Below are 26422 nucleotides of genomic sequence, written 5' to 3' on the forward strand. Positions count from 1 at the left end.
CTAGGTGGGCTTTTTGCTTTGCGCCGCCTTTTTGCTGCATTTCTGCTGCTCTCCTTGCAGCCTGCTGCAAATTTTCCGCCCCTTCCCGCACCGCAGCTTCGCTATACCCACGTCCACCTTTGGAGGATCAGTATGGCAAGCATCATCCGACGGGTTCCTTACCAGTTTCAGGTGATCATTCGCCGCCGGGGCTGCCCCTCACCAACCCGCATCGTCGAGACGCACGTGGTCGTTCGAGCGCGGCGTGCCGTCATCCTGTTGCCTTGTCACCCTTGTGAACCCTTGCTGCCGTCCTGCCGGAGCAGGCGGTACAGCGTGCGTTCGCTGATGCCCAGCGCCTGCGCCTGCGCCTTGCGTCCCAGGTGCGCGGTGTCGGCGAGTTGCTGTGCGGGCGTGTGCGGGTCGGCTGCCGGCGTGGGCGTGGCGGGGAAACCCAGCGTGAGCGCTTCGCGGAGGGTGGCCGCGTCCAGCGTGGGGCCGTCGGCGAGCAGGCAGGCACGCACCAGTACGTTGCGCAGTTCGCGGATATTTCCGGTAAAGGGCTGGGCGGCGATCAGCGCGAGCGCGCCATCGTCCAGGCGCATCGCAGGCGCGTGGCGTTCGAGCAGGCCGCGCGCGATCAGCGGGATGTCGCCGGTGCGCTCCCTGAGCGCGGGCAGGTAGAGCGGAAAGGTCGCCAGCCGGTGGTAGAGGTCGGCGCGGAACGCGCCGGTGCCGACCATCGCCGCGAGGTCGCGGTGGGTCGCCGAGACGACGCGCACGTCGGTGCGCCGCCACTGGGTCGAACCCAGCCGGCGGTAGGTGCCGGTCTCGATCAGGCGCAGCAGCTTGGCCTGCATCGGCAGCGGCAAGTCGCCGATCTCGTCGAGGAACAGCGTGCCGCCGGCGGCCGCCTCTGCCAGGCCGACCTGCCGGCTGGCCGCGCCGGTGAACGCACCTTTCTCGTGGCCGAACAGCTCGCTCTCGATCAGCGTCTCCGGCAGCCCGGTGCAGTCGACGGTGACCAGCGGCCGCGCGGCGCGCGGGCTTGCCGCGTGGATCGCCTGCGCGGTCAGCTCCTTGCCGGTGCCCGACTCGCCCAGCAGCAGCACGGCGGCGTCGCTGGGCGCGACCCGCGCCAGGCGGTCGAGCATGCGGGTGAACGCCGGCGCCTCACCGACCAGCCCGGCGCCGGTATGCGCGTGCGCGGGCAGCGGGTTCATCTTCTCGATAAAGCACTCGAGGCGGCCTTGCGCGTCGGTGATCGGCGTCAGCTCGATGTCGACGTACTCCTTGCCGGCGCAGCCGTGGTGCAGGTGCACCACATGGTGCGGGCGGCCGCGCGCGAGCGCTTCACGCAAGGGGCAGCTCTCGCCGCACGCCTCGCAAGGCGCGCTGTAGTGGTGCGACACCTCGTAGCAGGTGCGGCCGGCTAGCGCCTTGCCGTCGCCGAAGCGCGCGTGCTAGGCCGGGTTGGCGTGCACGATGCGGTAGTGCGCGTCGCACAGGATGTGCGGCTCGGGCAGGGTGTCGAGGTAGCCGCGCAGGAATCTATCGTCCGTCATCTTTTGGTCCGGCCTGTCAGTTGACTGCCATTATCCGCCAGTTGTGGCGGTCGTGGCAGTGTCATCCGGCGGTGTTTTTCCCTTATGTCATGCAAGCGACTGATTCTCAAGACCGTTTTTATGCATATGTCGTTGGCACGCTTATTGTTAAAGGGCGATGTAATGTGGCGGCGGGAAAGGAAGTCTCGGCCCCTGCGACATTGTGTCGCATACCATTCTGCATTGCGATCATATTAAATGAACCGCGCATTAAACATGTTTATTGGGCCTGGTCAAGCTACCAGTGGGTGGCAGTGTTTTTCCTGCTTTGCAATGTGCATTTACAGGGGCGGAGTGTGATGGGCTATAGCGATCGAAAACTGCGCGACCACCTAGTGCTGGTGGTCGTGGCCAAGCTGCTGGTGCTCGTACTGTTGTGGTGGGCTTTCGTGCGCGATGCGCGCGTCGAAGCCGACAGTGCCTCCGTCGCGCGCGTGCTGACCGGCGCCGTATCACAACAAGGAGAAATGAATGGCAATCGATAGCGTGGTCGAGCTGTCGCGGCTGCAGTTCGCGGCGACGGCGATGTACCACTTCCTGTTCGTGCCGCTGACCCTCGGCATGGTCTGGCTGCTGGTGATCATGGAGTCGGTCTACGTGATGACCGGCAAGCAGGTGTACAAGGACATGACCCGCTTCTGGGGCAAGCTCTTCGGCATCAACTTCGCGCTCGGGGTGACCACCGGCATCACCCTCGAATTCCAGTTCGGCACCAACTGGGCGTATTACTCGCACTACGTCGGCGACATTTTCGGCGCGCCCTTGGCGATCGAGGGCTTGATGGCGTTCTTCCTGGAGTCGACCTTCATCGGCCTGTTCTTCTTCGGCTGGGACCGGCTGTCGCGCCAGCAGCACCTGCTGGTGACGCTCCTGATGGCGGTGGGCACCAACCTGTCGGCGCTGTGGATCCTGATCGCCAACGGCTGGATGCAGAACCCGGTCGGTGCCGAGTTCAGCTACCACACCATGCGCATGGAGATGACCGACTTCTGGGCGGTGGTGTTCAACCCGGACGCGCAGGCCAAGTTCGTGCACACGGTGTCGGCCGGTTACGTGACCGGCGCGATGTTCGTGCTGGCCGTCTCCAGCTGGTATCTGCTCAAGGGGCGCGACACCGAGTTCGCCAAGAAGAGCTTCCACATCGCGGCGGCCTTCGGCTTCGCCAGCGTGTGCTCGGTGATCGTGCTGGGCGACGAGTCGGGTTATACGGTGGGCGAGGCGCAGCAGACCAAGCTCGCGGCGATGGAGGCGATGTGGCACACCGAGCCCGCGCCGGCGTCGTTCAACCTGGTCGCGTGGCCGAACGAGGCCGAGATGAAAAACGACTGGGCGATCGAGATCCCGTGGGTGATGGGCATCATCGGCACCCGCTCGCTGGATAAAGAGATCCCGGGCATCCACGAGATCGTCGGGAAGAACGCGCGGCGCATCGAGTCGGGCATCCACGCGGTGAAGGCGCTCGAGGCGCTGCGCGCCAACCGCAGCGACGCCGCGGCGCTCGCGCGCTTTGAGGCGCACAAGGCCGACCTGGGCTTCGGCCTGTTGCTGAAGAAGTACACCACGGATGTCGCGCAGGCGACGCCGGCGATGGTCGCGCAGGCCGCACGCGACACCATCCCCAGGGTGGCGCCGATGTTCTGGGCGTTCCGAGCGATGGTGGGGCTGGGCTTGTGGATGCTCGCGCTGTTCGGCTCGGCGCTGTGGTTCTCGGTCAAGGGCTGTTTCGACCGCCGGCGCTGGCTGCTGAAGGCCGCGCTCTACAGCCTGCCCGCGCCGTGGCTCGCGTGCGAGGTCGGCTGGTTCGTCGCCGAATACGGCCGCCAGCCGTGGACGATCTACGGCGTGCTGCCGACCCACCTGTCGGTGTCGACGCTGTCGGTCGAGTCGCTGTACGGCTCGCTGGCGGGCTTTGTCGGCTTCTACACGGTGCTGCTGATCGTCGAGGTCTACCTGATGGTGAAATTCGCGCGGCAAGGGCCGGGCAGCCTGGGCACCGGCCGTTACGCCAACGAAGCGGCGCACTGAGGGAATACATATGGAACTGATTGACTACCCGACGCTGAAACTGCTGTGGTGGCTGCTGGTCGGCGTGCTATTGGTCGGCTTTGCCGTGATGGACGGGCACGACATGGGGGTGGGCACGTTGCTGCCCTTTGTCGGGCGCAGCGACATCGAGCGGCGCGTCATCATCAACACGGTCGGCCCGCACTGGGATGGCAACCAGGTGTGGTTCATCACCGGCGGCGGCGCGATCTTCGCCGCGTGGCCGCTGGTGTACGCGACCGCGTTCTCGGGCTTTTACTGGGCCATGCTCTTGGTGCTGTGGGCGCTGTTCTTCCGGCCGGTCGGCTTCGACTACCGCAGCAAGATCGACAACCCGCGCTGGCGCTCGACCTGGGACTGGGGGCTGTTCATCGGTGGCTTCGTGCCGCCGGTGGTGTTCGGCATCGCCTTTGGCAACCTGCTGCAGGGCGTGCCGTTCCGCTTCGATGCCAACCTGGTGCCTTACTACGAAGGCAGCTTCTGGCAGTTGCTCAACCCGTTCGGCTTGCTGTGCGGCGTGGTGTCGAGCGCGATGATCACCTGCCACGGCGCGGTCTACCTTGCGCACCGCACCGAGGGCGTGATCCAGGCGCGCGCCGCGCGCTGGGCGCAAGCGTGTGCGCTTGTCGTGCTTGCCGCGTTCAGCGTCGCCGGGCTGTGGCTTGCACGCGGCATCGACGGCTACGTGATCACCTCGGCGGTCGATGCGGCCGCCTTGCCCGACCCGTTGGCCAAGACCGTCGTCGTGGCGCCGGGCGCGTGGCTCGCCAACTACGCGCGCACCCCGGCGGCCATGCTGGTGCCGGCCGCGGGCTACCTGGGCTTCGTCCTCGCGCTCCTGCTGGTGCGCGGCGGGCGCACCTTCGCGGCGTTCTGGTGCTCGGCGCTGGGGATGGCCGGCGTGATCGGCGCCGCGGCGGTGTCGATGTTCCCGTTCGTGATGCCGTCCAGCCTCGCGCCGGATGCCAGCCTGACGGTGTGGGACAGCGTCTCCAGCCACCGCACGCTGTTCATCATGCTGGTCGCGACGCTGGTCTTCATACCCATCATCATCCTCTACACGCGCTGGGCGTACAGCGTGATGCGCGGCAAGGTGACCGCCGCGTACGTGAAGGAAAACAGCCATAGCGCGTACTGAGCGCGGAAAGGAAAACCATGTGGTATTTCGCCTGGACGCTGGGCATCGGCTTTGCCGTGCTGCTCGCCATCCTCAACGCGATGTGGGGCGAGAACGAGGACGCGCGCGCCGCTTCGCTCGGCCACCCGCTGCGCCGTCACGATGACTGAAGGCAAGTCCGGTTGCAGCGTGCCGCTCTTGCTGGTGGGGCTCGCGCTGATGCTCGGCCTCACCATCAACCCGGCGCTGCTCGCGGATGGCGACGGGCGCGCCGACCACCTAGCCGCGCTGGCCGCCTTCTGGGCGATGAGCGCAGCCTTCGTGCGCGGGGTCGGCTTCGTGCCGTTCAACCGGCTGGCGCGCCTGCTGCTGGGTGCGCCGGCGGTCCTGCTGTTCCTGGCGCTGGCGCTCGCGCGGCTGCTGTAGCGCCGCCTGATCGGCGCACGCCGCGCACGAAGCACCCGCAGCCGGCCGCAAGGCCGGTTTTTTGCGCCGGGTAGCCGGCGCACTGTTGACCGGTGTCAACGGTTGGCCGGCCGCCGTTTGCTAGATTCAGCCTGAGGGTCGTGCCGCCGCGCGCTGTTTGCGCGGCCAGGTCCGCACAAAAACGGAGGGAGCAGCGTGCAAGTATTCAAGGCCGACGTGGTGATCGTCGGCGCCGGCGGTGCCGGGCTCAGGGCGGCGATCGCCGCGGCAGAGGTTGACCCGGCGCAGACCATCGCGCTGGTGTCCAAGGTCTACCCGATGCGCAGCCACACGGTGGCGGCCGAGGGCGGGTCGGCCGGCGTCGTGCAGGCGCACGACAGCTTCGACCACCACTTTGCCGACACCGTCACCGGCGGCGACTGGCTGTGCGAGCAGGACGTGGTCGACGAGTTCGTGCGCGAGTGCCCGCGCGAGATGGTGCAGCTCGAGCACTGGGGCTGCCCGTGGAGCCGCAAGGCGGACGGCCACGTCAACGTGCGTGCGTTTGGCGGCATGAAGATCGAGCGCACCTGGTTCGCCGCCGACAAAACCGGCTTCCATATCCTGCACACGCTGTTCCAGACCTCGCTGCGCTACCCGGCGATCCGCCGCTTCGACGAATATTTCCTGGTCGACCTGGTCGTCGACGAGGGGCGCGCCGCCGGCGTGCTGGTGGTCGAGATCGCCAGCGGCGAGTTCACGCTGATCGAGGCCGGCGCGGTGGTGTTCGCCACCGGCGGCGCCGGGCGGGTGTTCCGCGAGAACACCAACGGCGGCATCGTCACCGGCGACGGCATGGCGGTTGCCTACCGGCACGGCGTGCCGCTGCGCGACATGGAGTTCGTGCAGTACCACCCGACCTGCATGCCGGGCACCGGCCTGCTGTTCACCGAGGCGTGCCGCGGCGAGGGCGGCTTGCTGGTCAACCGTGACGGCTACCGCTACTTGCAGGACTACGGCCTGGGGCCGGCCGAGGACAAGCCGCGCAACAAGTATATGGAACTGGGGCCGCGCGACCGGCTGAGCCAGGCGTTCTGGCACGAGATGCAGAAGGGCCGCACCATCGACGGCCGTTACGGGCCGGTGGTGCACCTCGACTTGCGCCACCTGGGAGAGGCGAGGCTGCACGAGCGGCTGCCGCAGATCTGCGAGCTGGCCCGCGAATTCATGGGCATCGACCCTGCGCGCGAGCCGATCCCGGTGCGCCCGGCGGTGCACTACACCATGGGCGGCATCCTGGTCGACGGCGGCTGCGCGTCGCCGATGCCGGGTCTCTATGCCGCCGGCGAGTGTTCGAGCGTCGGCATCCACGGCGCCAACCGGCTAGGGTCGAACTCGCTGGCCGAGCTGTCGGTGTTCGGCAGGCGCGCCGGCGAGGCGGCGACGCGCCATGCGCGCGAGGTCAAACGCGCCGACAGTGCCCGTCTGCTGCAACGGGCGGAAGAAGCCGCCAGGCCGGCCCGTGCGCTGCTGGCAAGCGAAGGCAGCGAGCGCATCGCCGATATCCGCCGCGAGATGGCTGCCACCATGGAAGAGGGTTGCGGCATCTACCGAACCGGGGAGCGGATGCAGGCGACCTGCGACAAGCTCGCCGAACTGGCCGAGCGCTATACGCGGGTGTGCCTGACCGACCGCTCGAGCGTGTGGAACAGCGAATGGCTGCTGGCGATCGAGCTGGGCTACCAGCTGGACGTCGCGCGCGCGATGGCGCATTCGGCCTTGCTCAGGCGCGAGTCGCGCGGCGCGCACCAGCGCCTGGACGGCTTTGAGGCGCGCGACGACGTGAATTTCCTCAAGCATACGCTCTCGACGCGCGCGGACGATGGCGTGCCGCAGATCGCTTATCAGGACGTGAAGATCACCCGCTCGCCGCCGGCGGTGCGCGCCTACGGCGCCGCGCAGCACGCGGCGGAGCAGGCCGCGAAGGGAGGGGCGGCATGACGGAAAAAATGAAGACGATCGCGGTATTGCGCTACCGGCCCGAACAGGACGACACGCCGGTGTGGCAGGAATACGCTGTGCCGTACGGCGACGACACCTCGGTGCTTGCCGCGCTCAATTACATCAAGGACGAGCTCGACGGCACGCTGAGTTTCCGCTGGTCTTGCCGGCAGGCGATCTGCGGCAGCTGCGGCATGATGATAGGCGGCAAGCCGCAGCTCGCGTGCAAGGCCTTCCTGCGCGACTACCCCGAGCGGGTGACGGTCGAGGCGCTCGCGCACTTCCCGATCGAGCGCGACCTGGTGGTGGTGATGGACGGCTTCATCGACAAGCTCGAGAAGGTCAAACCCTACCTGATCCCGCGCGAGAAGCGCTCGCCGGACGAGGGCGAGTACCTGCAGACGCCCGAGGAGATGGATCTCTACGCGCAGTTCGCTGGCTGCATCAACTGCGGGCTCTGCTACGCGGCGTGCCCGCAGGTCGGCCTCAATCCGGACTTCCTCGGCCCCGGTGCGATCGCACTGCTGCAGCGCTACAACCTAGACAGCCGCGACGGCGGTACCGACGAGCGGATGGCGCTGATCAACGCCGAGCTTGGCGTGTTCAACTGCACCGCGGTCGGCTTCTGCTCCGAGGTGTGCCCGAAGATGGTCGACCCGGCGAACGCGGTCAACGTCAACAAGATGAACAGCGCGCGCGACTACTTCTTCCGTTTCCTGCGCCCGTCGCCCAAGCAAGGAGGCTGCCGATGAGTAAACGCAGGCCTTATGTCCGGCCCATGGACGGCTGGTTCAAGCGCGACCCGTTCTTTATCGAGTATATGGCGCACGAGGGGACGGCCGTTTTCGTGTGGCTGTTCGCGCTTGAGATGCTGGCGGGCCTCTGGGCGCTCGCCGCGGGCGAGGCGGCGTGGGCGGGTTTTGCCGCTTGGCTTGCCTCGCTGCCGGGGCTGGTCGTCAACGCGCTGATCCTCGCGATGCTGCTCTACCACGGCGTGAGCTGGTTCCTGATCATGCCGCGCACGCTGCCGCCTGTGCGGGTAGGCGGGCGCCGGGTGGCGGGCTCGACCATCAGCGCGGTCGGCCTCGCGTCGATGCTGGTTGCCAGCGTCGCGGTGGTCGGCTTTTTCTGTTTGCTGGCGAACGGGGGGCAGGGATGAGCGATCGACTCAAACGCAGCAACGAGCCGGTGTTCTGGCTGCTGTTCGGCGCGGGCGGCATGCTCGCGGCGCTGATCGGCGCAGCACTGGTGTTCGTGCTGGTGTTCGCGGTGCCGCTGGGGCTGATGCCGGCTGAGGCACTCTCTTACGCGTCGGCCCGTGCCTTCGCCGAAAACGCTCTGGGCAAGGTCTTCCTCTTTGTGGTGGTGTCGCTGTTTTTCTGGCACGCGGTGCACCGCATCTTCCACAGCCTGCACGATCTCGGCATCCATGCGGGCCGTGGCGCACGGTTGCTGGTGTACGGCAGCGCGCTGGCCGGGACCCTGGCCGTGGTGCTCGCCCTTGCACTGATCGGCGCCTGATCCTGAACGAGGCTGTCCTCGCTTGAGCAAAATCAAGCGAGGACATGCTTTTTTTGATAGAGTTCGTCGGTAATTCGTCAAACATGGAATAACCGATGGAACTGATCGTCGTCTTACTGGTGCTGGGGCTGGTCGTCTACGGCATCATCAAGGACTACAACCCGCAGGCGGTACTCGCGCTGGCCGGCATGGCGCTGTTCGCCGTCGCCTACTGGTCCGGCATCCATCCGATCCTGCCGGCCGACAAGAGCACCGGCTTTGCGCTGTTCGACCTCTTCGAGGTGTTCAAGGGCATCTTCTCCAAGCGCGCCGCCGCCTTGGGCCTGACCATCATGGCGGTCGCCGGTTTCGCGACCTACATGTCGCATATCGGCGCGTCGCAGGCGCTGGTGCGTGCCGCGGTGCGTCCGTTGGCGGGCGTGCGCTCGAGCTACGTGCTGCTGATGGCGTGCTACCTGATCTCGATCTTCGTCTCGCTGTTCGTCACCTCGGCGACCGGCTTGGGCCTGCTGCTGATGGTCACCATGTACCCGGTGATGCGTAACCTCGGCATCAGCCCGGGCGCCGCTGTCGGCGTGATCGCGAGCTCGCAGGCGTTCGAGATCGGGCCGACCATGACCAACGCGATCTTTGCCGCCGGCCAGTCCGGCCTCGACCCGACCACCTACTTCGTCGACTACCAGGTGTGGCTGGTGGTGCCGATGGTGCTGGTGACCATGCTCCTGCATTACGTGTGGCAGCGTCACTGCGACCGCCGTGCCGGCTGGGACCCGGTCGCCCACCGCGGCGACGCGGCGGAACTCGACGAGGTCCGCAGCAGCGAAGTGGAGGCGCCTGCGCTGTACGGCCTGCTGCCGATGATCCCCTTCGTGCTGATGATGGTGTTTTCCAAGCTGATGATCAGCGACGTGAAGCTCAGCGTGGAAGTGGCGATGCTGTTGACCGTGTTCGCCGGCATGGCCTGCGAACTGTTGCGCACCCGTTCGCTGCGCGAGTCGCTGTCGGGCTTCGGCAGCTTCCTCGACGGGATGGGCAAGGTGTTCGGCCCGGTGGTGGCGCTGATCGTGTGCGCCGAGTTGTTCGCCGAGTCGCTCAAGGCCATCGGTGCGATCAACGCGCTGCTGCATTCGGCTGATGGCGTCGGACTGGGCGTGACCTTCATGACGCTGGTGCTGGTCGGCCTGATCATGGGCGCGGCGGTGGTGATGGGCTCGGGCAACGCCTCCTTCCTGAGCTTCGCGACGCTGGCGCCCGAAGTGGCCGCCAAGTTCGGAGTGCCGGCGGTGACCATGCTGCTGCCGATGCAGCTTGCGTCGTCAATCGGGCGCACCGTGTCGCCGATCGCGGCGGTGATCATCGCCTGCGCGGGCATCGCCAAGGTCTCTCCGTTCGAGATCGTACGCCGTACCAGCGTGCCGATGGCCGGCGCGCTCGTGACCGCGCTGTCGCTCAACTACGCCTTCTTCATGTAATCCCCACCGCCGGCGGTAAGCGTGCCGCCGGCGGCCAGTTTTTGGAGTTGCCATGTTCTTCAGCCTGCAAGACTACCTCGCCAAGCTCGAACCGATGGTCAACGTCGACTGCGGCAGCCGTACCCCCGAGGGGGTCGCCGCCGTCGCCGATTACGTGACCGCGCTGTACCAGCGCATCGGCTACCGGGTGACGCGCCGCCAGTTCTCCGACGCGTGCGGCCCCTGCCTCGAGATCACCAACGCGCCGGATGCGGCGCAGTACGACGTGATGCTCTCCGGTCACATGGACACCGTGTTCCCGGTCGGCACCGCCGCCGAGCGCCCGCTGCGGGTCGAGGGTGACATGGCGTACGGCCCCGGCGTCTCCGACATGAAGGCTGGCGTGCTCGCGCTGTGGTACGCGCTGAAAGACCTGCCGCAGGCGGCGGACGGCAGCCTGAAGGTGGTGGTCTGCTACAACTGCGACGAAGAGATCGGCTCGCCGTATTCGCGCGACTGGCTGGTCGACACGGCGAAGAAAAGTGCCTGCGTGCTGGTGGCCGAGGCGGCGCGCGCCAATGGGCAACTGGTGAAGGCGCGCAAGGGAAACGCCAAGTACCGCATCGCCTTCCACGGCAAGGCCTCGCACGCGGGCAACGCGCTGGCCGAGGGCGTCTCGGCGATCACCGAGCTTGCCAACTGGACGCTGGCGATCAACCAGATGGTCGACCTTGAAGCCGGCACCACGCTGAACGTGGGGCTAATCAAGGGCGGTACCGGCGTCAACGTGGTGCCCGACTTTGCCGAGGCGATCGTCGACTTGCGTTTCTGGGACAACGACGCTGCCGAGGGCATCGACGCGCACCTTCGCGCGCTGGCGGACTCGCCGTTTGTCGCGGGTTGCCGTGTCGAGGTGGAGCGGCAAACCTTCAAGCCGGCGATGCGGCCGAGCGCCGACACCGAGGCGCTGATCGCGCTGGTCGAGGCCGTGGCTGCCGAGCAGGGGCTGCCGATCGGCTGGCAGGAGGCGGGTGGCGGCTCGGACGCCAACTTTACCGCCGCGGCCGGCGTGCCCTCGCTCGACGGCTTCGGCCCGCAGGGCGGCGGGTGGCACGCGGCGAGCGAGTTCCTGATGCTCGGGAGCGTCGAGCCGCGCATCCGCCTGCTGCAGGGGGTGCTTGCCAGGCTCGCCGCGCGCGGTTAAGGCGTCAGGGTTCGGCCTGCCAGTGGCCGGACTTGCCGCCCTGTTTTTCCAAGAGACGCAAGCCGTCGATCCGCATGCCGCGGTCGACGGCTTTCAGCATGTCGTAGACGGTTAACAGGCCCGCGCTCGCCGCGCTCAAGGCCTCCATCTCGACGCCGGTGCGGCCGACCGTCTCGCAGGTGACCTCGATATGCAGGCGGTGCGCGTCGGGTTCCGGCGTGAATTCGACGGCGACGCGGGTCAGCGCGATCGGGTGGCACAGCGGGATCAGGTCGGCGCAGCGCTTGGCGCCCTGGATCGCGGCGATGCGCGCGATGCCGATCACGTCGCCCTTCTTGCTGGTGCCGCCCATCAGGCGCGCAAAGGTGTCGGGCAGCATGCTGATATGGCCGGTCGCGCGCGCGACGCGCTGCGTCTCGTCCTTGCCGCCGACGTCGACCATATGTGCCTGGCCTGCCGCGTCGAAGTGGGTGAGTCCGTTCATGGTGGGGTCCTTGTTGCGGGACGGGCAAGAAAAAGGGCGCCCGCAGCGGGCGCCCGGTCGGGCTTGCCGTGCGGCCGGCCTTACTCGGGTACGTTCAGCGAGTTCACGCTGAAGCCCGCGTCGACGTAGGTGATCTCGCCGGTGATGCCGGAGGAGAGGTCGGACAGCAGGAAGGCGGCGGTGTTGCCGACTTCCTCGATGGTCACGTTGCGGCGCAGGCAGTTCTGGCTGGCGGCCATCTTCAGGAGCTGCGAGAAGCCCGAGATGCCGGCGGCGGCCAGCGTCTTGATCGGGCCGGCCGAGATGCCGTTCACGCGGATGCCGTCACGGCCGAGGCTGGCGGCCATGAAGCGCACTGCAGCCTCCAGGCTGGCCTTGGCCAAGCCCATCACGTTGTAGTTCGGGATGGCACGCACCGCGCCCAGGTAGGACAGGGTGAGCAGCGCGCCGTTGCGGCCCTGCATCATCGGGCGCGCGGCCTTGGCCAGCGCCGGGAAGCTGTACGCGGATACGTCGTGCGCGGTGTGGAACGCTTCGCGGCTGAGCGCGTCGAGGAAGTCGCCCTCGAGCGCCTCGCGCGGCGCGAACGCGATCGCGTGCACCAGGCCATCTAGGCCGTCCCATTCCTTGCCCAATTCGGCGAACAGCTGGTTGATCTCTTCGTCGTTCTGCACGTCGCAACGGTAGACCAGCTTGGAGCCGAAGTCGGCGGCCATGTCGCGGACGCGGTCTTCGAGCTTGTCGACCACGTAGGTGAACGCGAGCTCGGCGCCCTGGCGGTGGCATGCCTGCGCGATGCCGTAGGCGATCGAGCGGTTCGAGATCATGCCGGTAATCAGAATCTTTTTGCCTTGCAGGAAACCCATTGTTGGAGTCCTTTTGCTTGAAACAGTCGCGCATTATACCCGATGTGGCCGCGCCGCCTAACTGTCTGACAATGTCATTGCTGTTTTGTCCTGTCCGGTACACGCCTTGAGCGCCTGCTTGACGGTCGGAAACAGCCGGTCTTCCTGTGCCCAGAACTGTGACAGGTGTGCCGCCTGCCACTGCAACAGCTCGGTGCGCCGCCCGGCGATCACCAGGCGGATGCCCTGCGCGTCGAGACGCTGCGCCACTTCGTCGAGGGTGTAGCGGCCGGTCGCGTCCAGCCTAGAGACAGGCATCATGTCGAGGATCACGGTGCTCAGGCCCGGCCGGCTGTGGCAGGCAGCGAGCAGCCGGTGGCTGAAGGTCGGTGCGTTGAAGAAGACCAGCGGCGCGTTGAAGCGGTAGATCAGCACGCCCGGGGTCTGCCGCGCGTCCGGGTGGCGGCCGGTGTCGTGAAAGCCGGGCACGCCGTCGATCTGGCCGAGGACTTCGTCCTCGGGGCGCGCCATCGCGTGGATGAAACGCAACAGAGACAACGCGAGCGCGACGGCGATCCCTTCGAGCACACCGGTGCCAAGCACGCCGGCGGTGGTGGCGAGCGATAGCCACATCTCGTGGCGGCTGAGGCGGCCGAGCTCGCGCACCCCGCGCGTGTCGAGTAGCGACAGTGCGGCGTCGACCAGGATCACTGCCAGCGCGACGGTCGGCACCAGCGCAAGCAGCGGGGTGAGCGAGATCAGGCAGAGCGCGACCCACAGTGCGGCGACGATCGAGGTCATCTGGGTACGCGCACCGGCGTGTTCGGCGACCGCGGTGCGTGAGTCGGCCGCGCTGACGGCGAAGCTGCCGGACAGGGCTGAGGCGATATTGGCGGCGCCCAGCGCGCGCAATTCAAGGTCGGCGTCGACTTCGTAGCCGCCACGTGCGGCAAAGCTGCGCGCGATGACGATCGCGTTGCAGTAGCTGATCAGCGCGACACCGCCGGCGGCCGAGGCAAGCTTGCCAAGTTCGAGGCCGGGAACGACGGCGAGGTCCAGCCTGAGTGTGGGCAGGCCGGCGGCCACCTCGCCCAGCGTCTTGACGCCCAGCGCTTCGAGGCCGGCGAAACGGGTGGCCAGGGTCGCGCCGATCAGCGCGAGCAAGGCGGCGGGCAGCCTGGGAGCATGTCTTGCGGTCAGCCTGAGCAGGGCGAAGGTCGCAAGGGCGAGCAGCAAGGTCGGCAGGTTGGCATGCCCGAGCCCGCGCGTTAGTTCAGAGACGCGGTGCAGGGCATCGTGCGCGCTAAGCTCGATGCCGATGAGGCAGCCGCCTTGCCCGAGCAGGATGTTCAGCGCGACGCCGTTGAGGAAACCCAGCAGGATGGGGCGGGACAGGAAGTCGGCCAGCGCGCCCAGGTGCAGGCGGCTCGCGCCGATCAGGAGTAGGCCCGCGAACAGCGAGAGCAGCGCCGAGAGTGCGAGGCGGGTGTCGGCGTCGACCGCACCGAGCGTGGCGAGGGTGCCGGCGACCATCGCGCAGGTCGCCGCGTCCGGGCCGACCACCAACTGGCGCGAGGTGCCGAACAGCGCGTACGCGATGAGCGGCAGCAGCGACGCGTACAGACCCAGTGCCGGCGAGAAGCCGGCCAGTTGCGCGTAGGCGACGCCGACCGGTATCGCGACCGCGGCCACCGCGCTGCCGGCCCGCACGTCGGCGGCCAGGTCGGCGCGCCGGTATGCGAGGAGGGCGGCGGCGCCCGGCATCAGGCGGCGCAGCAGGTTCGGGGTGGATGGGTGCGGGCTGGGCATGGGTTGGGCAGGAGTCGGTGCAGACTCCAACTATACGCCTGGTAATATCTTTGTCATGCCAAGAGGCGCGCGCCGTCTTGCTGCGGATTTGGCGGCTTTGCTACCATGCGTGTTTCGAGCACAACAGCGCACGCTTCTTCCAGAGGACACTATGAGCGATCTTATCCAGCACGTCAGCGACGAATCCTTCGAGCAGGAGGTCCTGAAAGCCCAGGGCCCGGTACTGGTCGACTACTGGGCAGAATGGTGCGGCCCGTGCAAGATGATCGCTCCCATCCTCGACGACGTCGCCGGCGAATACGCCGGCCGCCTGAAGGTGGTCAAGCTCAATATCGACCAGAACGAGCAGACCCCGCCCAAGTTCGGCATCCGCGGCATCCCGACCCTGATGCTGTTCAAGGACGGCAACGTGGTCGCGACCAAGGTGGGCGCCCTGGCCAAGGGCCAGTTGACCGCGTTCATTGACAGCCACATCTGATCGCGTCTATCCTTCCCTGAGTTTTCAAGCACGGGTGGCGTTTCCGCCGCCCGTCCTCCTGTTTCATTCCTCACTCGTAGACTTCAGAAGCCCGTTCGCGGCTTCGTTTCGACAATGAGTCGACTTACGGCTGCCATGCATCTATCCGACCTCAAACACCTTCATGTCACCCAGCTGGTTGAAATGGCGATCGCCAATGAAATTGACGGCGCCAACCGGCTGCGCAAGCAGGACCTGATCTTCGCCCTGCTGAAAAACCAGGCCAAACGCGGCGAAAGCATTTACGGCGACGGTACCCTCGAAGTGCTGCCGGACGGCTTCGGCTTCCTGCGCAGCCCCGACACCTCGTACCTGGCCGGTCCCGACGACATCTACGTCAGCCCCAGCCAGATCCGCCGCTTCAACCTGCACACCGGGGACAGCATCGAGGGCGAGATCCGCACGCCGAAGGACGGCGAGCGCTACTTCGCGCTGGTGAAGGTCGACCGCGTCAACGGCGAGCCGCCGGAGAACTCCAAGCACAAGATCCTGTTCGAGAACCTGACGCCGCTGTTCCCGACCGAACAGTTCAAGCTCGAACGCGATATCCGCGCCGAAGAGAACATCACCGGCCGCATCATCGACCTGGTCGCGCCGATCGGCAAAGGCCAGCGCGCGCTGTTGGTCGCGCCGCCGAAGTCGGGCAAGACGGTGATGCTGCAGCACCTCGCGCACGCGATCACCGCCAACCACCCCGAAGCGGTGCTGATCGTGCTGCTGATCGACGAGCGTCCGGAAGAAGTGACCGAGATGCAGCGCTCGGTGAAGGGCGAAGTGGTCAGCTCGACCTTCGACGAGCCGGCGACCCGTCACGTGCAGGTCGCCGATATGGTGATCGAGAAGGCCAAGCGTCTGGTCGAGCACAAGAAGGACGTGGTGATCCTGCTGGATTCGATCACGCGTCTGGCGCGTGCGTACAACACCGTGATCCCGTCCTCGGGCAAGGTGCTGACCGGCGGTGTCGACGCCAACGCGCTGCAGCGTCCGAAGCGCTTCTTCGGTGCCGCGCGCAACGTCGAAGAGGGCGGCAGCCTGACCATCATCGGCACCGCGCTGGTCGACACCGGCAGCCGCATGGACGACGTGATCTACGAGGAATTCAAGGGTACCGGCAACTGCGAGATCCACCTGGACCGCAAGATGGCCGAGAAGCGCATCTTCCCGGCGATCAACATCAACCGCTCGGGCACCCGCCGCGAAGAGTTGCTGATCCCGCCGGAACAGTTGCAGCGCATCTGGGTGCTCAGGAAGCTGCTCTACCCGATGGACGACATCGAGGCGATGGAGTTCCTGCAGGACAAGGTGCGTGCGACCAAGTCGAACCAGCAGTTCTTCGACTCGATGCGTCGCTAAAACGCCCCACAAGAAAAGGGAGGCCAGCGGCCTCCCTTTTTTTATTGGCCGGCCCGCTCAGGCCAGCTTGATCAGCGTGCTCTTGAGCTCGGTGTACTTCTCCAGCGCGTGCAGCGACTTGTCGCGCCCGTTGCCCGACTGCTTGAAGCCGCCGAACGGGAAGTTCATGTCGCCGCCCTCGTCGTAGCAGTTCACCCACACCGTGCCCGCGCGCAGGCGGCGCGACACCTGGTGCGCGGTGGTGAGGTTGGACGTCCACACCGCGGCGGCGAGGCCGTACTCGCTGTCGTTGGCGATGGCGACCGCCTCGTCGACGGTGTCAAAGGTGATGATGGACAACACCGGCCCGAAGATCTCCTCGCGGCAGATGGAAAGGTCGGCGCGCGGGCAGTCGAACGCGGTCGGCTCGATGAAGAGGCCGGTGTCGGTGTGCGCGGCCTTGCCGCCGGTCACCAGTTGTGCGCCCTCGGCCAAGCCCTTCTCGATGTAGCCGAGCACTTTGTCGTACTGGATGCGGTCGACGATCGCGCCCATCGAGGTGTCCGGGTCGAGCGGGTTGCCCGGCTGCCAGCCCTGGGCGGCTTCGCGGAACGCGGCGAGGAACGCGTCCTTCACTTCACGCTGCACCAGTACGCGCGAGCCGGCGGTGCACATCTCGCCCATGTTGTAGAAGATCGCGGCGGCGGCGGTGCGCGCGGCCTTCCTGATGTCCGGGCAGTCTGCGAGGACGATGTTGGGCGACTTGCCGCCCAGCTCCAGCCACACGCGCTTGAGGTTGGATTCGGCGGCGTAGCCGGCGATCAGCTTGCCGACCCCGGTCGAGCCGGTGAACGCGATGCAGTCGATGTCCATGTGCTGTGCAAGCATGCGGCCGACGTCGCCGGCGCCGGGCAGCACCTGGAAGATGCCGGCGGGGATGCCGGCTTCGCGGGCGAGCGCGCCCAGCCGGATCGCGGTCAGCGGCGACTTCTCGGACGGCTTGACGATCACCGCGTTGCCGGCGGCCAGCGCCGGGCCGAATTTCCAGCTCGCCATCAGGATGGGGAAGTTCCACGGCACCACCGCGGCGACCACGCCGACCGCCTCGCGGGTGACGAGGCCGACCAGCTTGGGGTCGACCGGCGCGACTTCGCCGCCGATCTTGTCGATCGCCTCGGCGAACCATTCGACGCAGTACGCGGCACCGGCGACGTCGACGCTCTGGGTGTCCGAGATCGGCTTGCCGGCGTCCAGCGTTTCCAGCAGCGACAATTCGTCCGCGTGTTCGCGGATCAGCGCGGCGAAACGCTTGAGGATGCGGCCGCGCGCAAGCGGGGCGAGGCCCGACCATTCACCCGACTCGAACGCCTGTCGCGCGCACGCAACAGCGGTGTCGACTTCGGGCTGTCCGCACCAGGAAATCCGGGCGAGTTCCTGTCCGTTGGCCGGGTTGACGCAGGGGAAGGTCCTGCCGTCGGCGCTGGCGGTGTACTCGCCCTTGATGAAGGCGCGGCCTTCGATGGCCAGCTGTGCGGCCATCTCTTGCCATGCTTGCAGGGTGCGGCTCATGGTGTGCTCCTTTTGGCGGCCGCTCGTGGCGGCCTGTTGTGTCGTTCAGAATGTCGGTGGCGAGCTTGCGCTGACGATCTCGCAGGGCGCGTCGCCCAGGTTGCGGAAACGGTGGGGCAGGCGGCTGTCGAAGTAGTAGGCGTCGCCGGGGCCGAGGGTGCGCACTTCGCTGCCGACGGTCAGCTCGACTTCTCCGCTGATCACGACGCCGCCCTCCTGGCCCTCGTGCTCGAGCATGTCAGGCCCGGTGTCGGCGCCCGGCAGGTAACGCTCCTTGAGGATCGCCAAGTCGCGCCGCTCGTGCGCGGTGCCCACCAGCAACAGTTCGATTTCTTCGTTGCCGAGGTTGGGCAGCTCGCCTGCCTGGTAGAACACCGTCGGTTGCTTGGGTTCGGCGTCGAAGGTGAAGAAATCGGCCAGCGTCATCGGCAGCCCTTCGAGGACCTTTTTCAGCGAACTGATCGACGGGCTGACGCGGTTCTGCTCGATCAGCGAGATCGTCCCGTTGGTCACCCCGGCCCGTTTGGCCAGTTCGCGCTGCGAGAGGTTCATGTTCTCGCGCACCATCCTCAGTCTTGCCCCGATATCCATGCTTAGTTCTGCCTCCTGTGGCTAATGTTAATAATATTAGACGAGGGTAAGTCAACCGGAATGTGCTTCCGGTGGGCGCTGTTGCAATGCAAAACGCATTCACGTTGCAAATTGGCTATTTTGCAGCCAGTATCTGCTCAGCGGTTGTCGGACAGCTTGGTGATTTTTTTAAACGAGCCAGGCCGGGTCGACCCGTAATTATGACAGGAGGCAGAGATGTTGATCGGTGTTCCGAAAGAGATCAAGGTTCACGAGTACCGCGTCGGCCTGACGCCGTCCGGCGTGCGCGAGCTGGTCGCGGCCGGCCACTCGGTGCTGGTGCAGTCGCAGGCGGGCCTCGGGGTCGGTTTTACCGACGAGCACTACCTGCAGGCGGGGGCCAGCATCGCGGCGAACGCGGCCGAGGTGTTCGAGCGCGCGCAGATGATCTGCAAGGTCAAGGAGCCACAGCCGGTCGAATGCCGGATGTTGCGGCCGGGCCAGGTCCTGTTCACCTATCTGCATCTTGCCCCGGACCCGGACCAGACCCGGCTGCTGGTCGACTCGGGCGCGATTGCGATCGCCTACGAGACGGTCACCGACGACAAGGGCGGCCTGCCGTTGCTCGCGCCGATGTCCGAGGTGGCCGGCCGCATGGCGATCCAGGCCGGCGCGCACGCGCTGGAGAAGGCGCAGGGCGGGCGCGGCGTGCTGCTGGGCGGCGTGCCTGGCGTTTCGCCTGCGCGCGTGGTCGTGCTCGGCGGCGGCGTGGTCGGCCTGAACGCTGCGCGCATGGCGATGGGGGTGGGCGCCGACGTGACCATTCTCGACAAGTCGCTGCCGCGCCTGAAGGAAATCGACATGCTGTTCGAGGGCCGCATCAAGACCCTGATGTCGAACACCGCCAATATCGAGGAGATGGTGCGGGACGCCGACATGGTGATCGGCGCCGTGCTGATCCCGGGTGCGGCCGCGCCCAAGCTGGTCACCCGCAAGATGCTGGGCCGCATGAAGCCCGGCGCGGTGCTGGTCGACGTCGCGATCGACCAGGGCGGCTGTTTCGAGACCAGCCGTCCGACTACCCATCAGGAACCGACCTACGTGGTCGACGGCATCGTCCACTACTGCGTCGCCAACATGCCCGGCGGCGTCGCGCGCACCTCGACCATGGCGCTGACCAACGCGACGCTGCCGTTTGCGCTGGAGCTGGCCAACAAGGGCTGGGCACGCGCCTTGCTTGAGAATCCGCACCTGATGAACGGCCTGAACGTCTGCGCGGGCAAGGTCACCTACGCGGCGGTCGCCAGCGCCCTGGGCTACCCGTACGCCGACCCGGTCGCGACGGTGAAGGCCGCCGCATAAGCGTCGCCACATCCACTTTGAGGACACCATGCAGCAAAAACCCCTGATCGGCATCCCCTGCGACGTCAAGCAGATCGGCCACTTCCCGTTCCACGCCGTCGGCGACAAGTACGTCGCCGCCGCGGCGGGCGCGGCCGGCGGCGTGCCGCTGTTGTTGCCGTCGCTCGGGGACGCCGAACTGATCGCCGCGTCGCTGGAACTGGTCGATGGCGTGCTGTTGCCGGGCTCGCCGTCCAACATCGAACCGCACCACTACCGGGCGGGCCCGAGCCGCGAGGGCACCCTGCACGACGTGCGCCGCGACGCGACCACGCTGCCGCTCGCGCGCCTCGCGATCGAGCGGGGCGTGCCGCTGTTGGGCATCTGCCGCGGCTTCCAGGAGATCAACGTGGTGATGGGCGGCACCCTGCATCAGCATGTGCAGGAGGAGCCGGGCATGCTCGACCACCGCGAGCCCGACACCGACGACCTGGACCTGATGTACGGCGAAGCGCACGACATCCGCCTGTTGCCGGGCAGCTGGATCGCCGGCTGGGCGGGGGGCGAGCGCGCCCGCGTCAACTCGATCCACCAGCAGGGCATCCGCACGCTGGGCGAGGGGCTCATCGCCGAGGCCGTCGCCGACGACGGCCTGATCGAGGCATACCGGGTCGAGGCCGCGCGGGCCTTTGCCTACGCGGTGCAGTGGCACCCGGAGTGGAAATACTGGGAGAACCCGCTCTCCTGCAAGATTTTTGAGGCTTTCGGCGAGGCTTGCCGACAGCGCCGTCAGCGACGCAAGGAATAAGTCGCGACTCGGCTCCTGGCCGGAGGATAACCGGCAAAACCAAGGAAACCATCATGCATCAAGAGAACCTGGACTGGCTGCGCGAGCACCGGATCACCGAAATGGAGTGCATCGTTCCGGACATGACCGGCGTTGCACGCGGCAAGATCGTCCCCAAGGACAAGTTCATCAGCGAGACGGAAATGCGCCTGCCCGAGGCGGTGCTGATCCAGACGGTGACCGGCGACTGGCCCGACGACAGCCTGCTTGACCTGACCGATCCGGACATGGTGCTGCGGCCCGACCCGAGCACGCTGCGCCGCGTGCCGTGGGCGAGCGATCCGACGGCCCAGTTGATCTACGACTGCTTCCGCGCCGACGGCCGGCCTGTTGAAGTCGCCCCGCGCAACGTGCTCAAGCGCGTGCTGTCGCTCTACGAGGCAGAGGGCTGGGCACCGGTGGTCGCGCCGGAGATGGAGTTCTACCTGATGTCGCCGAACCCGGACCCGGACATCCCGCTGGCGCCGCCGATCGGCCGTACCGGCCGCGCCGAGTTTGGCCGCCGCTCGTACGCGATCGACGCGGTCAACGAGTTCGACCCGCTGTTCGAGGACATCTACGACTACTGCCACGCGCAGAACCTCGAAGTCGACACGCTGATCCACGAGGTCGGCACCGCGCAGATGGAGATCAACTTCCTGCACGGCGACGCGCTGTCGCTGGCCGACCAGGTCTTCCTGTTCAAGCGCACCGTGCGCGAGGCGGCGTTCCGCCACAATATGTACGCGACCTTCATGGCCAAGCCGATGGAGAACGAGCCGGGTAGCGCGATGCATATCCACCAGAGCCTGGCCGACCGCGAGACTGGCAAGAACCTGTTCAGCCGACCGGATGGCGAGCCGTCCGAGCTGTTCTTCAACTTCATCGGCGGCCTGCAGCACTACCTGCCGGAAGTGATGCCGCTCTTTGCGCCGTACGTGAACTCCTTCCGCCGCCTGAGCCGCTATACGGCCGCGCCGACCAACGTAGAGTGGGGCTACGACAACCGCACCGTCGGCCTGCGCGTGCCGCATTCGAGCCCGGCCGGGCGCCGGGTGGAAAACCGGGTGCCGGGGGTCGACGTCAACCCGTATATCGCGATGGCCGCGACGCTGGCCTGCGGCTACCTCGGCATCAAGGAAGGCCTGAAGCCGCGCGACCCGTGCCAGATCGACGCGTACACCTTGCCCTACCAGTTCCCGCACTCGACAGAAGAGTCGCTGCAGCGCCTTTCCCGCTGCGAGGCGATCGCCGAGGTGCTGGGCAAGCAGTTCCTCAAGATGTACGTGGCGGTGAAGGAGAAGGAATTCTCCGAATACTTCCGCGTGATCAGCCCGTGGGAGCGCAAGTTCCTGCTGTTGCACGTGTAAGCCGGCCGGCCTGTCGCTTGGGGGCGGCAGGCGCCTGAACGACAAGATGGAGAGACCATGAAGCAGAATACCGAAGCCTGGCGCGCGCTCGACGCCGCGCATCACCTGCATCCGTTTTCCGACACCAAGGGCCTGAACGCGCAGGGCGCGCGGGTGATCACCCGCGCCGAAGGCATCTACCTGTGGGATTCCGAGGGCAACCAGATCATCGACGGCATGGCCGGTCTGTGGTGCGTGAACATCGGCTACGGACGCAAGGACCTCGCCGAGGTGGCCAAGCGGCAGATGGAAGAGCTCGCCTACTACAACACCTTCTTCAAGACGACCAACCCGCAAGTGGCCGAACTCTCGAAGCTGCTCGCCGAGGTGGCGCCGGACGGCTTCGAGCACGTGTTCTACACCAACTCGGGTTCCGAGTCGGTCGACACCATGATCCGCATGGTCCGACACTACTGGTCGTCGGTCGGCAAGCCCGAGAAGAAGGTGCTGATCGGCCGCTGGAACGGCTACCACGGCTCGACCATCGGCGGCGCGTCGATGGGCGGCATGACCTATATGCACGAACAGGGTGACCTGCCGATCCCGGGCATCGTCCACGTCGAGCAGCCGTGGTACTACAAGCACGGCAAGGATATGACGCCGGAAGAGTTCGGCCTTGCCGCCGCGCGCTGGATCGAGGACAAGATCCTCGAAGTCGGTGCCGACAAGGTCGCCGCTTTCGTCGGCGAGCCGATCCAGGGTGCCGGCGGCGTGATCATCCCGCCTGCGACCTACTGGCCGGAAGTCGAGCGCATCTGCCGCAAGCATGACATCCTGATGGTGTGCGACGAGGTGATCTGCGGCTTCGGCCGTACCGGCCAGTGGTTCGGGCATGAGCTGTACGGCGTGAAGCCCGACCTCTTCACCACCGCCAAGGGCTTGTCGTCGGGCTACCTGCCGATCGGCGCGGTGTTTGTCGGCGAGCGCGTCGCCCAAGGGTTGATCGAGCACGGCGGCGACTTCAACCACGGCTTCACCTACTCGGGCCACCCGGTGTGCTGCGCGGTGGCGCGTGCCAACGTCACTGCCCTGCGTGACGAAGGCATTGTCGCGCGCGTGCGCGAAGAGACCGGTCCCTATATGCAGGCGAAGTGGCGCGAGACCTTCGGCCAGTTCGAGCATATCGACGACGTGCGCGGCGTCGGCCTGATCCAGGCGTTCACCCTGGTCAAGGACAAGCAAAAGCGCGCGCTGTTCGACAACTGGGGCACCATGGGCCTTGCCTGCCGCGACATCTTCTTCCGCGAAAACCTGATCATGCGCGCGTGCGGCGACCATATCGTCGCGGCGCCGCCGCTGGTGATCAGCAAGCCGGAAATCGACGAGATGCTCGGCCGTGCCGCGCGTTGCGTCGAGGAATTCGAACGTGTGGTGGTGCGCGGCCAGCCAGGCTGAACGCCTGGCCGAAGCCGACCTTGAAGGGGCGCGCAAGCGCCTCTTTTTTTGTGCCTGCTAGATCGTCGGGCAGGGAGTGCCCGCTATGCGGGCAATTTCCGATTGCAGGACGCGGCGTGCCCACTCGGTGCGCTCGCTGGACGGCGAGTGGGTGAAGAGCAGGCAGTTGGTCACGGCCATCCCGACATACTGGGTGATCAGCGAGAGCACGACCGGGATGAATTCGCGGTGGCTGGCGTACTCCGGGAAGTGGGCGCCGAGCAGGGCGACGAAGCGGTCCCGGTAGTGCAGCGCTTCCTCATGCAGCAGCCGGTGCAGTTCAGGCTGGGTGCGCGCGGCGACCGCCAGCTCGATGGCGACCAGGTGGCAACGGCCGGCTGCAGTGCTTTCGGCCAGTTGCCACAAGCGGTGCGCGGCGTCGGCCTGTCCCCGGCTCGCGTGCAGCGAAGCGTCGCAGTGCTCGAGGATGCGTTCGAGCGCGCGGGAAAAGGCGCTGTGCAGCACTTCGTTCTTGGTTTCGAAGTGCCTGAACAGCGCGCCCTGGGTGAGTCCGGTGCCCTCGCAGATCTGCTGGGTGGTCGTCCCCTTGTGGCCATGGCGGTAGACGCTGTTGAGTGCGGCGTCGACAAGCTTGTCGCGGGTGATTTGTGAGCGGGCGTGCTGCAATCTGTATCTGTCCTAAAAGAGGTCAAATCAATAATCAGGATAAATTATTCAATTTATAGATGTAGCCCGGTGTGTTTGCCAGTCGATTTGCCGGAAGGTGGCGCACGTCGTGCTAGTGCCTGCTACCAACGCATTGCCGCCCGATGAGGGTTGTGGCGGCCGGCGTGGCAATAAACTGTCCGCGCTGCCGGTAAACTGCATTGGAATGCCATAAAAATCGAATGTTCGCCCATTCCGGAGTTGTCTGTCCGGCTGTGCTGCGAGCTGTTCGCGATAGCGTTTGGTATTGCCTGAGGTGCCCGTTAGCATGATGAACACACTCAGTAGTGAGTTATGTTATCGGGAGGTCAGGATATGGTGTTTCGTGCAGATTGGGTAATGTTGGAGGGCGCCGATCACCCAGAGGCGGAAGCCGAGGCGGTGGCCGATGAGCCGGACGGCCTGCCGCTGGCGGAGGCGGGCGAAGACTGGCGCAGCGGGGCGGCTGACCTCGCGCAGGTCTATCTGAACTAGGTCGGCCGCAAGCCGCTGCTCACGCAGGCGGAGGAGCAGCATCTGGCTCGCTTGGCGAGAGATGGCGACGACGATGCACGCCGGCAGATGATAGAGCGCAACCTCAGGCTGGTCGTCTCGGTCGTCAAGCGCTACCAGGGGCGCGGGGTCGACTTCCTGGACCTGATCGAGGAAGGCAACCTCGGCTTGATGCACGCACTGGAGAAATTTGATCCCGACCTGGGCTACCGCTTTTCGACCTACGCGGTGTGGTGGATCCGCCAGAACGTCGAGCGCGCCTTGCTCAACCAGTCGCGTACCGTGCGCCTGCCGGTGCACGTGGGCAAGCAGCTCGCGCGGCTGTTGCGTGCCGCGCGCGAGCACGAGCGCTGCCATGCCCGCGAAGCCAGCGTACCCGAGCTTGCGCGTGCACTGTCGCTGGACGAGGCGGAGGTGGCCGGCTTGCTGGCCCTGCAAAAAGGTTGCGTATCGTTCGAGACGGCGATCGCGGGCCAGTCCGAGCTGACCCTGACCGACGTGCTGCCCGATCCGCACGCACGCGGGCCGGAAGGCCTCCTCGGCGCGAGGCAGCTCGACGAAGGGATGGGGCGCTGGCTGTCGGCACTCTCTCCCAGGCACCGCGCGATCATCGAGTTGCGCTACGGGCTGGGCGACGAGGCGCCGCTGACCCTCGAGGCGGTCGGCGCGCGGCTGGGCATCAGCCGCGAGCGGGTCCGCCAGTCGCAGATCGAGGCGCTGGAAGCCTTGCGCCGCCAGTTGCGGCGCGAGGGTATGGACGCCAGCCTGCTTCTCTGAAACCGCCGCTCACCGTCAGGCGGGCTGCGCTTGGGCTTGCAGACCTGCCTGTAATATACTAGCGGCGCTTTTACGGCCGCAGGTGTCGCCACGCGCGTGACGCCAGAGCCCCGCCACAGGGGACATTGCAGGCCGGATTTTCATTTTGGGGGTCTGCATGTTCATTCCAATCGGCTACGTGGTCATCTTCGCGGCGTGTCTGGGCGGCTTCGCGCTGGCGGGGGGGCACCTGGCGTCGTTGTTCCAGCCGGTGGAGCTCCTGATCATCGGCGGTGCGGCCGTCGGTGCCTTCATCGCCGCCAACGGCGGTGCGCCGCTGAAGGCGACCGGCAAGGCGTTGCCCAAGGTATTCAAGGCGTCGCCGTACAGCAAGGCGTTCTACATGGACCTGTTCGCGCTGCTTTACGAAGTGCTCGCCAAGGTGCGCAAGGAAGGCCTGATGTCGGTCGAGGCCGACGTCGACGCGCCCGAGTCCAGCCCGCTGTTTTCCAAATACCCGGCCATCCTGGCCGACCACCATGTGGTCGAATTCATCACCGACTACCTGCGCCTAATGGTCGGCGGCAGCCTCAACGCCTTCGAGATCGAGAACCTGATGGACGTCGAGCTGGAGACGCACCACCACGAGGGCGAGGTGCCGGTCAACGCGGTGAAGAGCCTGGCCGACAGCTTGCCGGCCTTCGGTATCGTCGCCTGCGTGATGGGCGTGGTGCACACCATGGAGTCGGTCGGCCTGCCGCCGGCGGAACTGGGCAAGCTGATCGGCGCCGCGCTGGTCGGTACCTTCCTCGGCATCCTGCTAGCCTACGGCTTCGTCGCGCCGGTGGCCACCGCGCTCGAGCACAAGCTTTCCGACCAGACCCGCGTGCTGCAGACGGTCAAGGTCACGCTTCTGGCCAGCCTCAACGGTTACGCGCCGCAAGTCGCGGTCGAGTTCGGTCGCAAGGCGCTGGCCGGCCATGACCGCCCGTCGTTCCGCGAGCTCGAAGAGCACGTCAAGCAGGCCAAGGCCAAGTAAGGAGCGCC

The 26422-nt window shown here is 66.5% G+C and carries 27 protein-coding genes and 1 pseudogene; 21 read left to right on the top strand and 7 right to left on the bottom strand.

The window, feature by feature from the left end:
* Positions 1–266: 266 nt before the first annotated feature.
* Positions 267–1391 carry a sigma-54 interaction domain-containing protein gene (locus E5K04_RS08265; RefSeq protein ID WP_205700325.1) on the bottom strand — a complete coding sequence of 375 codons (1125 nt, stop codon included), beginning with the start codon at positions 1389–1391 and terminating at the stop codon, positions 267–269.
* A 173-nt stretch (positions 1392–1564) separates the two neighbouring features.
* Between E5K04_RS08265 and cydP the strand changes: the two genes are divergently transcribed.
* The 11 genes from cydP to E5K04_RS08320 all read left to right on the top strand — a co-directional run bounded on the left by cydP (position 1565) and on the right by E5K04_RS08320 (position 11325).
* The gene (gene cydP, locus E5K04_RS16885; RefSeq protein ID WP_235844311.1) at positions 1565–2068 is read left to right on the top strand and encodes a cytochrome oxidase putative small subunit CydP; all 504 of its coding nucleotides are present in this window, start codon (positions 1565–1567) and stop codon (positions 2066–2068) included.
* Positions 2055–3608 carry a cytochrome ubiquinol oxidase subunit I gene (locus tag E5K04_RS08275; protein ID WP_136552899.1) on the top strand — a complete coding sequence of 518 codons (1554 nt, stop codon included), beginning with the start codon at positions 2055–2057 and terminating at the stop codon, positions 3606–3608. The genes cydP and E5K04_RS08275 overlap by 14 nt, the downstream gene beginning before the upstream one ends.
* Positions 3609–3618: 10 nt before the next feature.
* Positions 3619–4764, top strand: coding sequence for a cytochrome d ubiquinol oxidase subunit II (cydB, locus tag E5K04_RS08280; RefSeq protein ID WP_136552901.1), 1146 nt, complete (start codon positions 3619–3621; stop codon positions 4762–4764).
* A 17-nt stretch (positions 4765–4781) separates the two neighbouring features.
* The gene (cydX, locus tag E5K04_RS08285; RefSeq protein WP_136552903.1) at positions 4782–4913 is read left to right on the top strand and encodes a cytochrome bd-I oxidase subunit CydX; all 132 of its coding nucleotides are present in this window, start codon (positions 4782–4784) and stop codon (positions 4911–4913) included.
* On the top strand, positions 4906–5169 hold the full coding sequence (locus E5K04_RS08290; protein WP_136552905.1) for a cyd operon YbgE family protein: 264 nt from the start codon (positions 4906–4908) through the stop codon (positions 5167–5169). The genes cydX and E5K04_RS08290 overlap by 8 nt, the downstream gene beginning before the upstream one ends.
* Positions 5170–5364: 195 nt before the next feature.
* Positions 5365–7149, top strand: a complete 1785-nt coding sequence (gene frdA / locus E5K04_RS08295) for a fumarate reductase (quinol) flavoprotein subunit (protein WP_136552907.1) — start codon at positions 5365–5367, stop codon at positions 7147–7149.
* The gene (locus E5K04_RS08300) at positions 7146–7901 is read left to right on the top strand and encodes a succinate dehydrogenase/fumarate reductase iron-sulfur subunit (protein ID WP_136552910.1); all 756 of its coding nucleotides are present in this window, start codon (positions 7146–7148) and stop codon (positions 7899–7901) included. Before frdA ends, E5K04_RS08300 begins: the two co-directional genes overlap by 4 nt.
* The gene (locus tag E5K04_RS08305; protein ID WP_136552912.1) at positions 7898–8308 is read left to right on the top strand and encodes a fumarate reductase subunit C; all 411 of its coding nucleotides are present in this window, start codon (positions 7898–7900) and stop codon (positions 8306–8308) included. Before E5K04_RS08300 ends, E5K04_RS08305 begins: the two co-directional genes overlap by 4 nt.
* Positions 8305–8670 (top strand): fumarate reductase subunit FrdD, encoded by a 366-nt coding sequence (gene frdD, locus E5K04_RS08310; protein WP_136552914.1) that lies wholly within the window; start codon positions 8305–8307, stop codon positions 8668–8670. The genes E5K04_RS08305 and frdD overlap by 4 nt, the downstream gene beginning before the upstream one ends.
* Before the next feature lie 95 nt (positions 8671–8765).
* Complete coding sequence (gene dcuC / locus E5K04_RS08315; RefSeq protein ID WP_136552916.1) at positions 8766–10142, top strand: C4-dicarboxylate transporter DcuC; 1377 nt, start codon at positions 8766–8768, stop codon at positions 10140–10142.
* 52 nt (positions 10143–10194) lie between these two features.
* On the top strand, positions 10195–11325 hold the full coding sequence (locus tag E5K04_RS08320) for a M20 family metallopeptidase (protein WP_136552918.1): 1131 nt from the start codon (positions 10195–10197) through the stop codon (positions 11323–11325).
* A gap of 4 nt (positions 11326–11329) precedes the next feature.
* On the opposite strand, the gene moaC is transcribed toward E5K04_RS08320, so the two are convergent.
* The 3 genes from moaC to E5K04_RS08335 all read right to left on the bottom strand — a co-directional run bounded on the left by moaC (position 11330) and on the right by E5K04_RS08335 (position 14463).
* Positions 11330–11809 (bottom strand): cyclic pyranopterin monophosphate synthase MoaC, encoded by a 480-nt coding sequence (gene moaC, locus E5K04_RS08325; protein WP_136552920.1) that lies wholly within the window; start codon positions 11807–11809, stop codon positions 11330–11332.
* A gap of 80 nt (positions 11810–11889) precedes the next feature.
* Positions 11890–12675 carry an enoyl-ACP reductase FabI gene (fabI, locus tag E5K04_RS08330; protein WP_136552922.1) on the bottom strand — a complete coding sequence of 262 codons (786 nt, stop codon included), beginning with the start codon at positions 12673–12675 and terminating at the stop codon, positions 11890–11892.
* Positions 12676–12732: 57 nt separating this feature from the next.
* Complete coding sequence (locus E5K04_RS08335) at positions 12733–14463, bottom strand: SulP family inorganic anion transporter (protein WP_136552924.1); 1731 nt, start codon at positions 14461–14463, stop codon at positions 12733–12735.
* A 151-nt stretch (positions 14464–14614) separates the two neighbouring features.
* Between E5K04_RS08335 and trxA the strand changes: the two genes are divergently transcribed.
* A complete protein-coding gene (gene trxA, locus E5K04_RS08340; protein ID WP_136552926.1) occupies positions 14615–14941 on the top strand; it encodes a thioredoxin TrxA in 327 nt (108 codons plus the stop codon).
* Positions 14942–15076: 135 nt separating this feature from the next.
* A complete protein-coding gene (rho, locus tag E5K04_RS08345) occupies positions 15077–16333 on the top strand; it encodes a transcription termination factor Rho (RefSeq protein ID WP_136552928.1) in 1257 nt (418 codons plus the stop codon).
* Between the two features lie 57 nt (positions 16334–16390).
* Here rho and E5K04_RS08350 read toward each other — a convergent pair whose 3' ends face one another.
* Complete coding sequence (locus E5K04_RS08350) at positions 16391–17881, bottom strand: aldehyde dehydrogenase (protein WP_136552930.1); 1491 nt, start codon at positions 17879–17881, stop codon at positions 16391–16393.
* A 45-nt stretch (positions 17882–17926) separates the two neighbouring features.
* A complete protein-coding gene (locus E5K04_RS08355) occupies positions 17927–18472 on the bottom strand; it encodes a cupin domain-containing protein (RefSeq protein ID WP_136552933.1) in 546 nt (181 codons plus the stop codon).
* 216 nt (positions 18473–18688) lie between these two features.
* On the opposite strand from E5K04_RS08355, the gene ald reads away from it, so the two are divergent.
* The 4 genes from ald to E5K04_RS08375 are packed head-to-tail and all read left to right on the top strand — an operon-like array spanning position 18689 to position 23422.
* Positions 18689–19813: an alanine dehydrogenase gene (ald, locus tag E5K04_RS08360; RefSeq protein WP_136552935.1), complete on the top strand. Its 1125-nt coding sequence runs from the start codon at positions 18689–18691 to the stop codon at positions 19811–19813.
* A gap of 28 nt (positions 19814–19841) precedes the next feature.
* Positions 19842–20600, top strand: coding sequence for a gamma-glutamyl-gamma-aminobutyrate hydrolase family protein (locus E5K04_RS08365; RefSeq protein WP_136552937.1), 759 nt, complete (start codon positions 19842–19844; stop codon positions 20598–20600).
* Between the two features lie 53 nt (positions 20601–20653).
* A complete protein-coding gene (locus E5K04_RS08370; RefSeq protein WP_136552939.1) occupies positions 20654–21988 on the top strand; it encodes a glutamine synthetase family protein in 1335 nt (444 codons plus the stop codon).
* A 57-nt stretch (positions 21989–22045) separates the two neighbouring features.
* Entirely contained in the window at positions 22046–23422 is a 1377-nt protein-coding gene (locus tag E5K04_RS08375) for an aspartate aminotransferase family protein (protein ID WP_136552942.1), read from the top strand.
* A 57-nt stretch (positions 23423–23479) separates the two neighbouring features.
* Here the strand turns inward: E5K04_RS08375 and E5K04_RS08380 are convergent, their stop codons facing one another.
* Complete coding sequence (locus E5K04_RS08380; protein ID WP_136552945.1) at positions 23480–24088, bottom strand: TetR/AcrR family transcriptional regulator; 609 nt, start codon at positions 24086–24088, stop codon at positions 23480–23482.
* A 354-nt stretch (positions 24089–24442) separates the two neighbouring features.
* Between E5K04_RS08380 and E5K04_RS16645 the strand changes: the two genes are divergently transcribed.
* From E5K04_RS16645 to motA, 4 genes and pseudogenes are all read left to right on the top strand, one after another.
* Complete coding sequence (locus E5K04_RS16645; RefSeq protein ID WP_168929190.1) at positions 24443–24601, top strand: hypothetical protein; 159 nt, start codon at positions 24443–24445, stop codon at positions 24599–24601.
* 9 nt (positions 24602–24610) lie between these two features.
* Positions 24611–24664, top strand: a pseudogene (locus E5K04_RS17080) (hypothetical protein); the annotation flags it as partial.
* The gene (locus E5K04_RS08390; protein ID WP_268907630.1) at positions 24653–25396 is read left to right on the top strand and encodes a sigma-70 family RNA polymerase sigma factor; all 744 of its coding nucleotides are present in this window, start codon (positions 24653–24655) and stop codon (positions 25394–25396) included. The pseudogene E5K04_RS17080 and the gene E5K04_RS08390, both read left to right, overlap by 12 nt.
* 157 nt (positions 25397–25553) lie before the next feature.
* The gene (motA, locus tag E5K04_RS08395) at positions 25554–26414 is read left to right on the top strand and encodes a flagellar motor stator protein MotA (protein WP_136552949.1); all 861 of its coding nucleotides are present in this window, start codon (positions 25554–25556) and stop codon (positions 26412–26414) included.
* Positions 26415–26422 lie beyond the last annotated feature (8 nt).

Source organism: Crenobacter intestini, from assembly GCF_004919095.1.
GTDB lineage: Bacteria > Pseudomonadota > Gammaproteobacteria > Burkholderiales > Chromobacteriaceae > Craterilacuibacter > Craterilacuibacter intestini.

Excerpts from the sequence above, each read along its gene's own strand:
- motA (WP_136552949.1), top strand. The coding sequence starts at position 25,554 with ATGTTCATTCCAATCGGCTACGTGGTCATCTTCGCGGCGTGTCTGGGC.
- E5K04_RS08305 (WP_136552912.1), top strand. The coding sequence starts at position 7,898 with ATGAGTAAACGCAGGCCTTATGTCCGGCCCATGGACGGCTGGTTCAAG.
- moaC (WP_136552920.1), bottom strand. The coding sequence starts at position 11,809 with ATGAACGGACTCACCCACTTCGACGCGGCAGGCCAGGCACATATGGTC.
- E5K04_RS08375 (WP_136552942.1), top strand. The coding sequence starts at position 22,046 with ATGAAGCAGAATACCGAAGCCTGGCGCGCGCTCGACGCCGCGCATCAC.
- E5K04_RS08355 (WP_136552933.1), bottom strand. The coding sequence starts at position 18,472 with ATGGATATCGGGGCAAGACTGAGGATGGTGCGCGAGAACATGAACCTC.
- E5K04_RS08335 (WP_136552924.1), bottom strand. The coding sequence starts at position 14,463 with ATGCCCAGCCCGCACCCATCCACCCCGAACCTGCTGCGCCGCCTGATG.
- E5K04_RS08320 (WP_136552918.1), top strand. The coding sequence starts at position 10,195 with ATGTTCTTCAGCCTGCAAGACTACCTCGCCAAGCTCGAACCGATGGTC.
- trxA (WP_136552926.1), top strand. The coding sequence starts at position 14,615 with ATGAGCGATCTTATCCAGCACGTCAGCGACGAATCCTTCGAGCAGGAG.
- E5K04_RS16645 (WP_168929190.1), top strand. The coding sequence starts at position 24,443 with ATGGTGTTTCGTGCAGATTGGGTAATGTTGGAGGGCGCCGATCACCCA.
- cydB (WP_136552901.1), top strand. The coding sequence starts at position 3,619 with ATGGAACTGATTGACTACCCGACGCTGAAACTGCTGTGGTGGCTGCTG.
- ald (WP_136552935.1), top strand. The coding sequence starts at position 18,689 with ATGTTGATCGGTGTTCCGAAAGAGATCAAGGTTCACGAGTACCGCGTC.
- E5K04_RS08300 (WP_136552910.1), top strand. The coding sequence starts at position 7,146 with ATGACGGAAAAAATGAAGACGATCGCGGTATTGCGCTACCGGCCCGAA.
- E5K04_RS08370 (WP_136552939.1), top strand. The coding sequence starts at position 20,654 with ATGCATCAAGAGAACCTGGACTGGCTGCGCGAGCACCGGATCACCGAA.
- dcuC (WP_136552916.1), top strand. The coding sequence starts at position 8,766 with ATGGAACTGATCGTCGTCTTACTGGTGCTGGGGCTGGTCGTCTACGGC.
- rho (WP_136552928.1), top strand. The coding sequence starts at position 15,077 with ATGCATCTATCCGACCTCAAACACCTTCATGTCACCCAGCTGGTTGAA.
- E5K04_RS08275 (WP_136552899.1), top strand. The coding sequence starts at position 2,055 with ATGGCAATCGATAGCGTGGTCGAGCTGTCGCGGCTGCAGTTCGCGGCG.
- fabI (WP_136552922.1), bottom strand. The coding sequence starts at position 12,675 with ATGGGTTTCCTGCAAGGCAAAAAGATTCTGATTACCGGCATGATCTCG.
- E5K04_RS08290 (WP_136552905.1), top strand. The coding sequence starts at position 4,906 with ATGACTGAAGGCAAGTCCGGTTGCAGCGTGCCGCTCTTGCTGGTGGGG.
- cydX (WP_136552903.1), top strand. The coding sequence starts at position 4,782 with ATGTGGTATTTCGCCTGGACGCTGGGCATCGGCTTTGCCGTGCTGCTC.
- E5K04_RS08350 (WP_136552930.1), bottom strand. The coding sequence starts at position 17,881 with ATGAGCCGCACCCTGCAAGCATGGCAAGAGATGGCCGCACAGCTGGCC.
- frdD (WP_136552914.1), top strand. The coding sequence starts at position 8,305 with ATGAGCGATCGACTCAAACGCAGCAACGAGCCGGTGTTCTGGCTGCTG.
- E5K04_RS08365 (WP_136552937.1), top strand. The coding sequence starts at position 19,842 with ATGCAGCAAAAACCCCTGATCGGCATCCCCTGCGACGTCAAGCAGATC.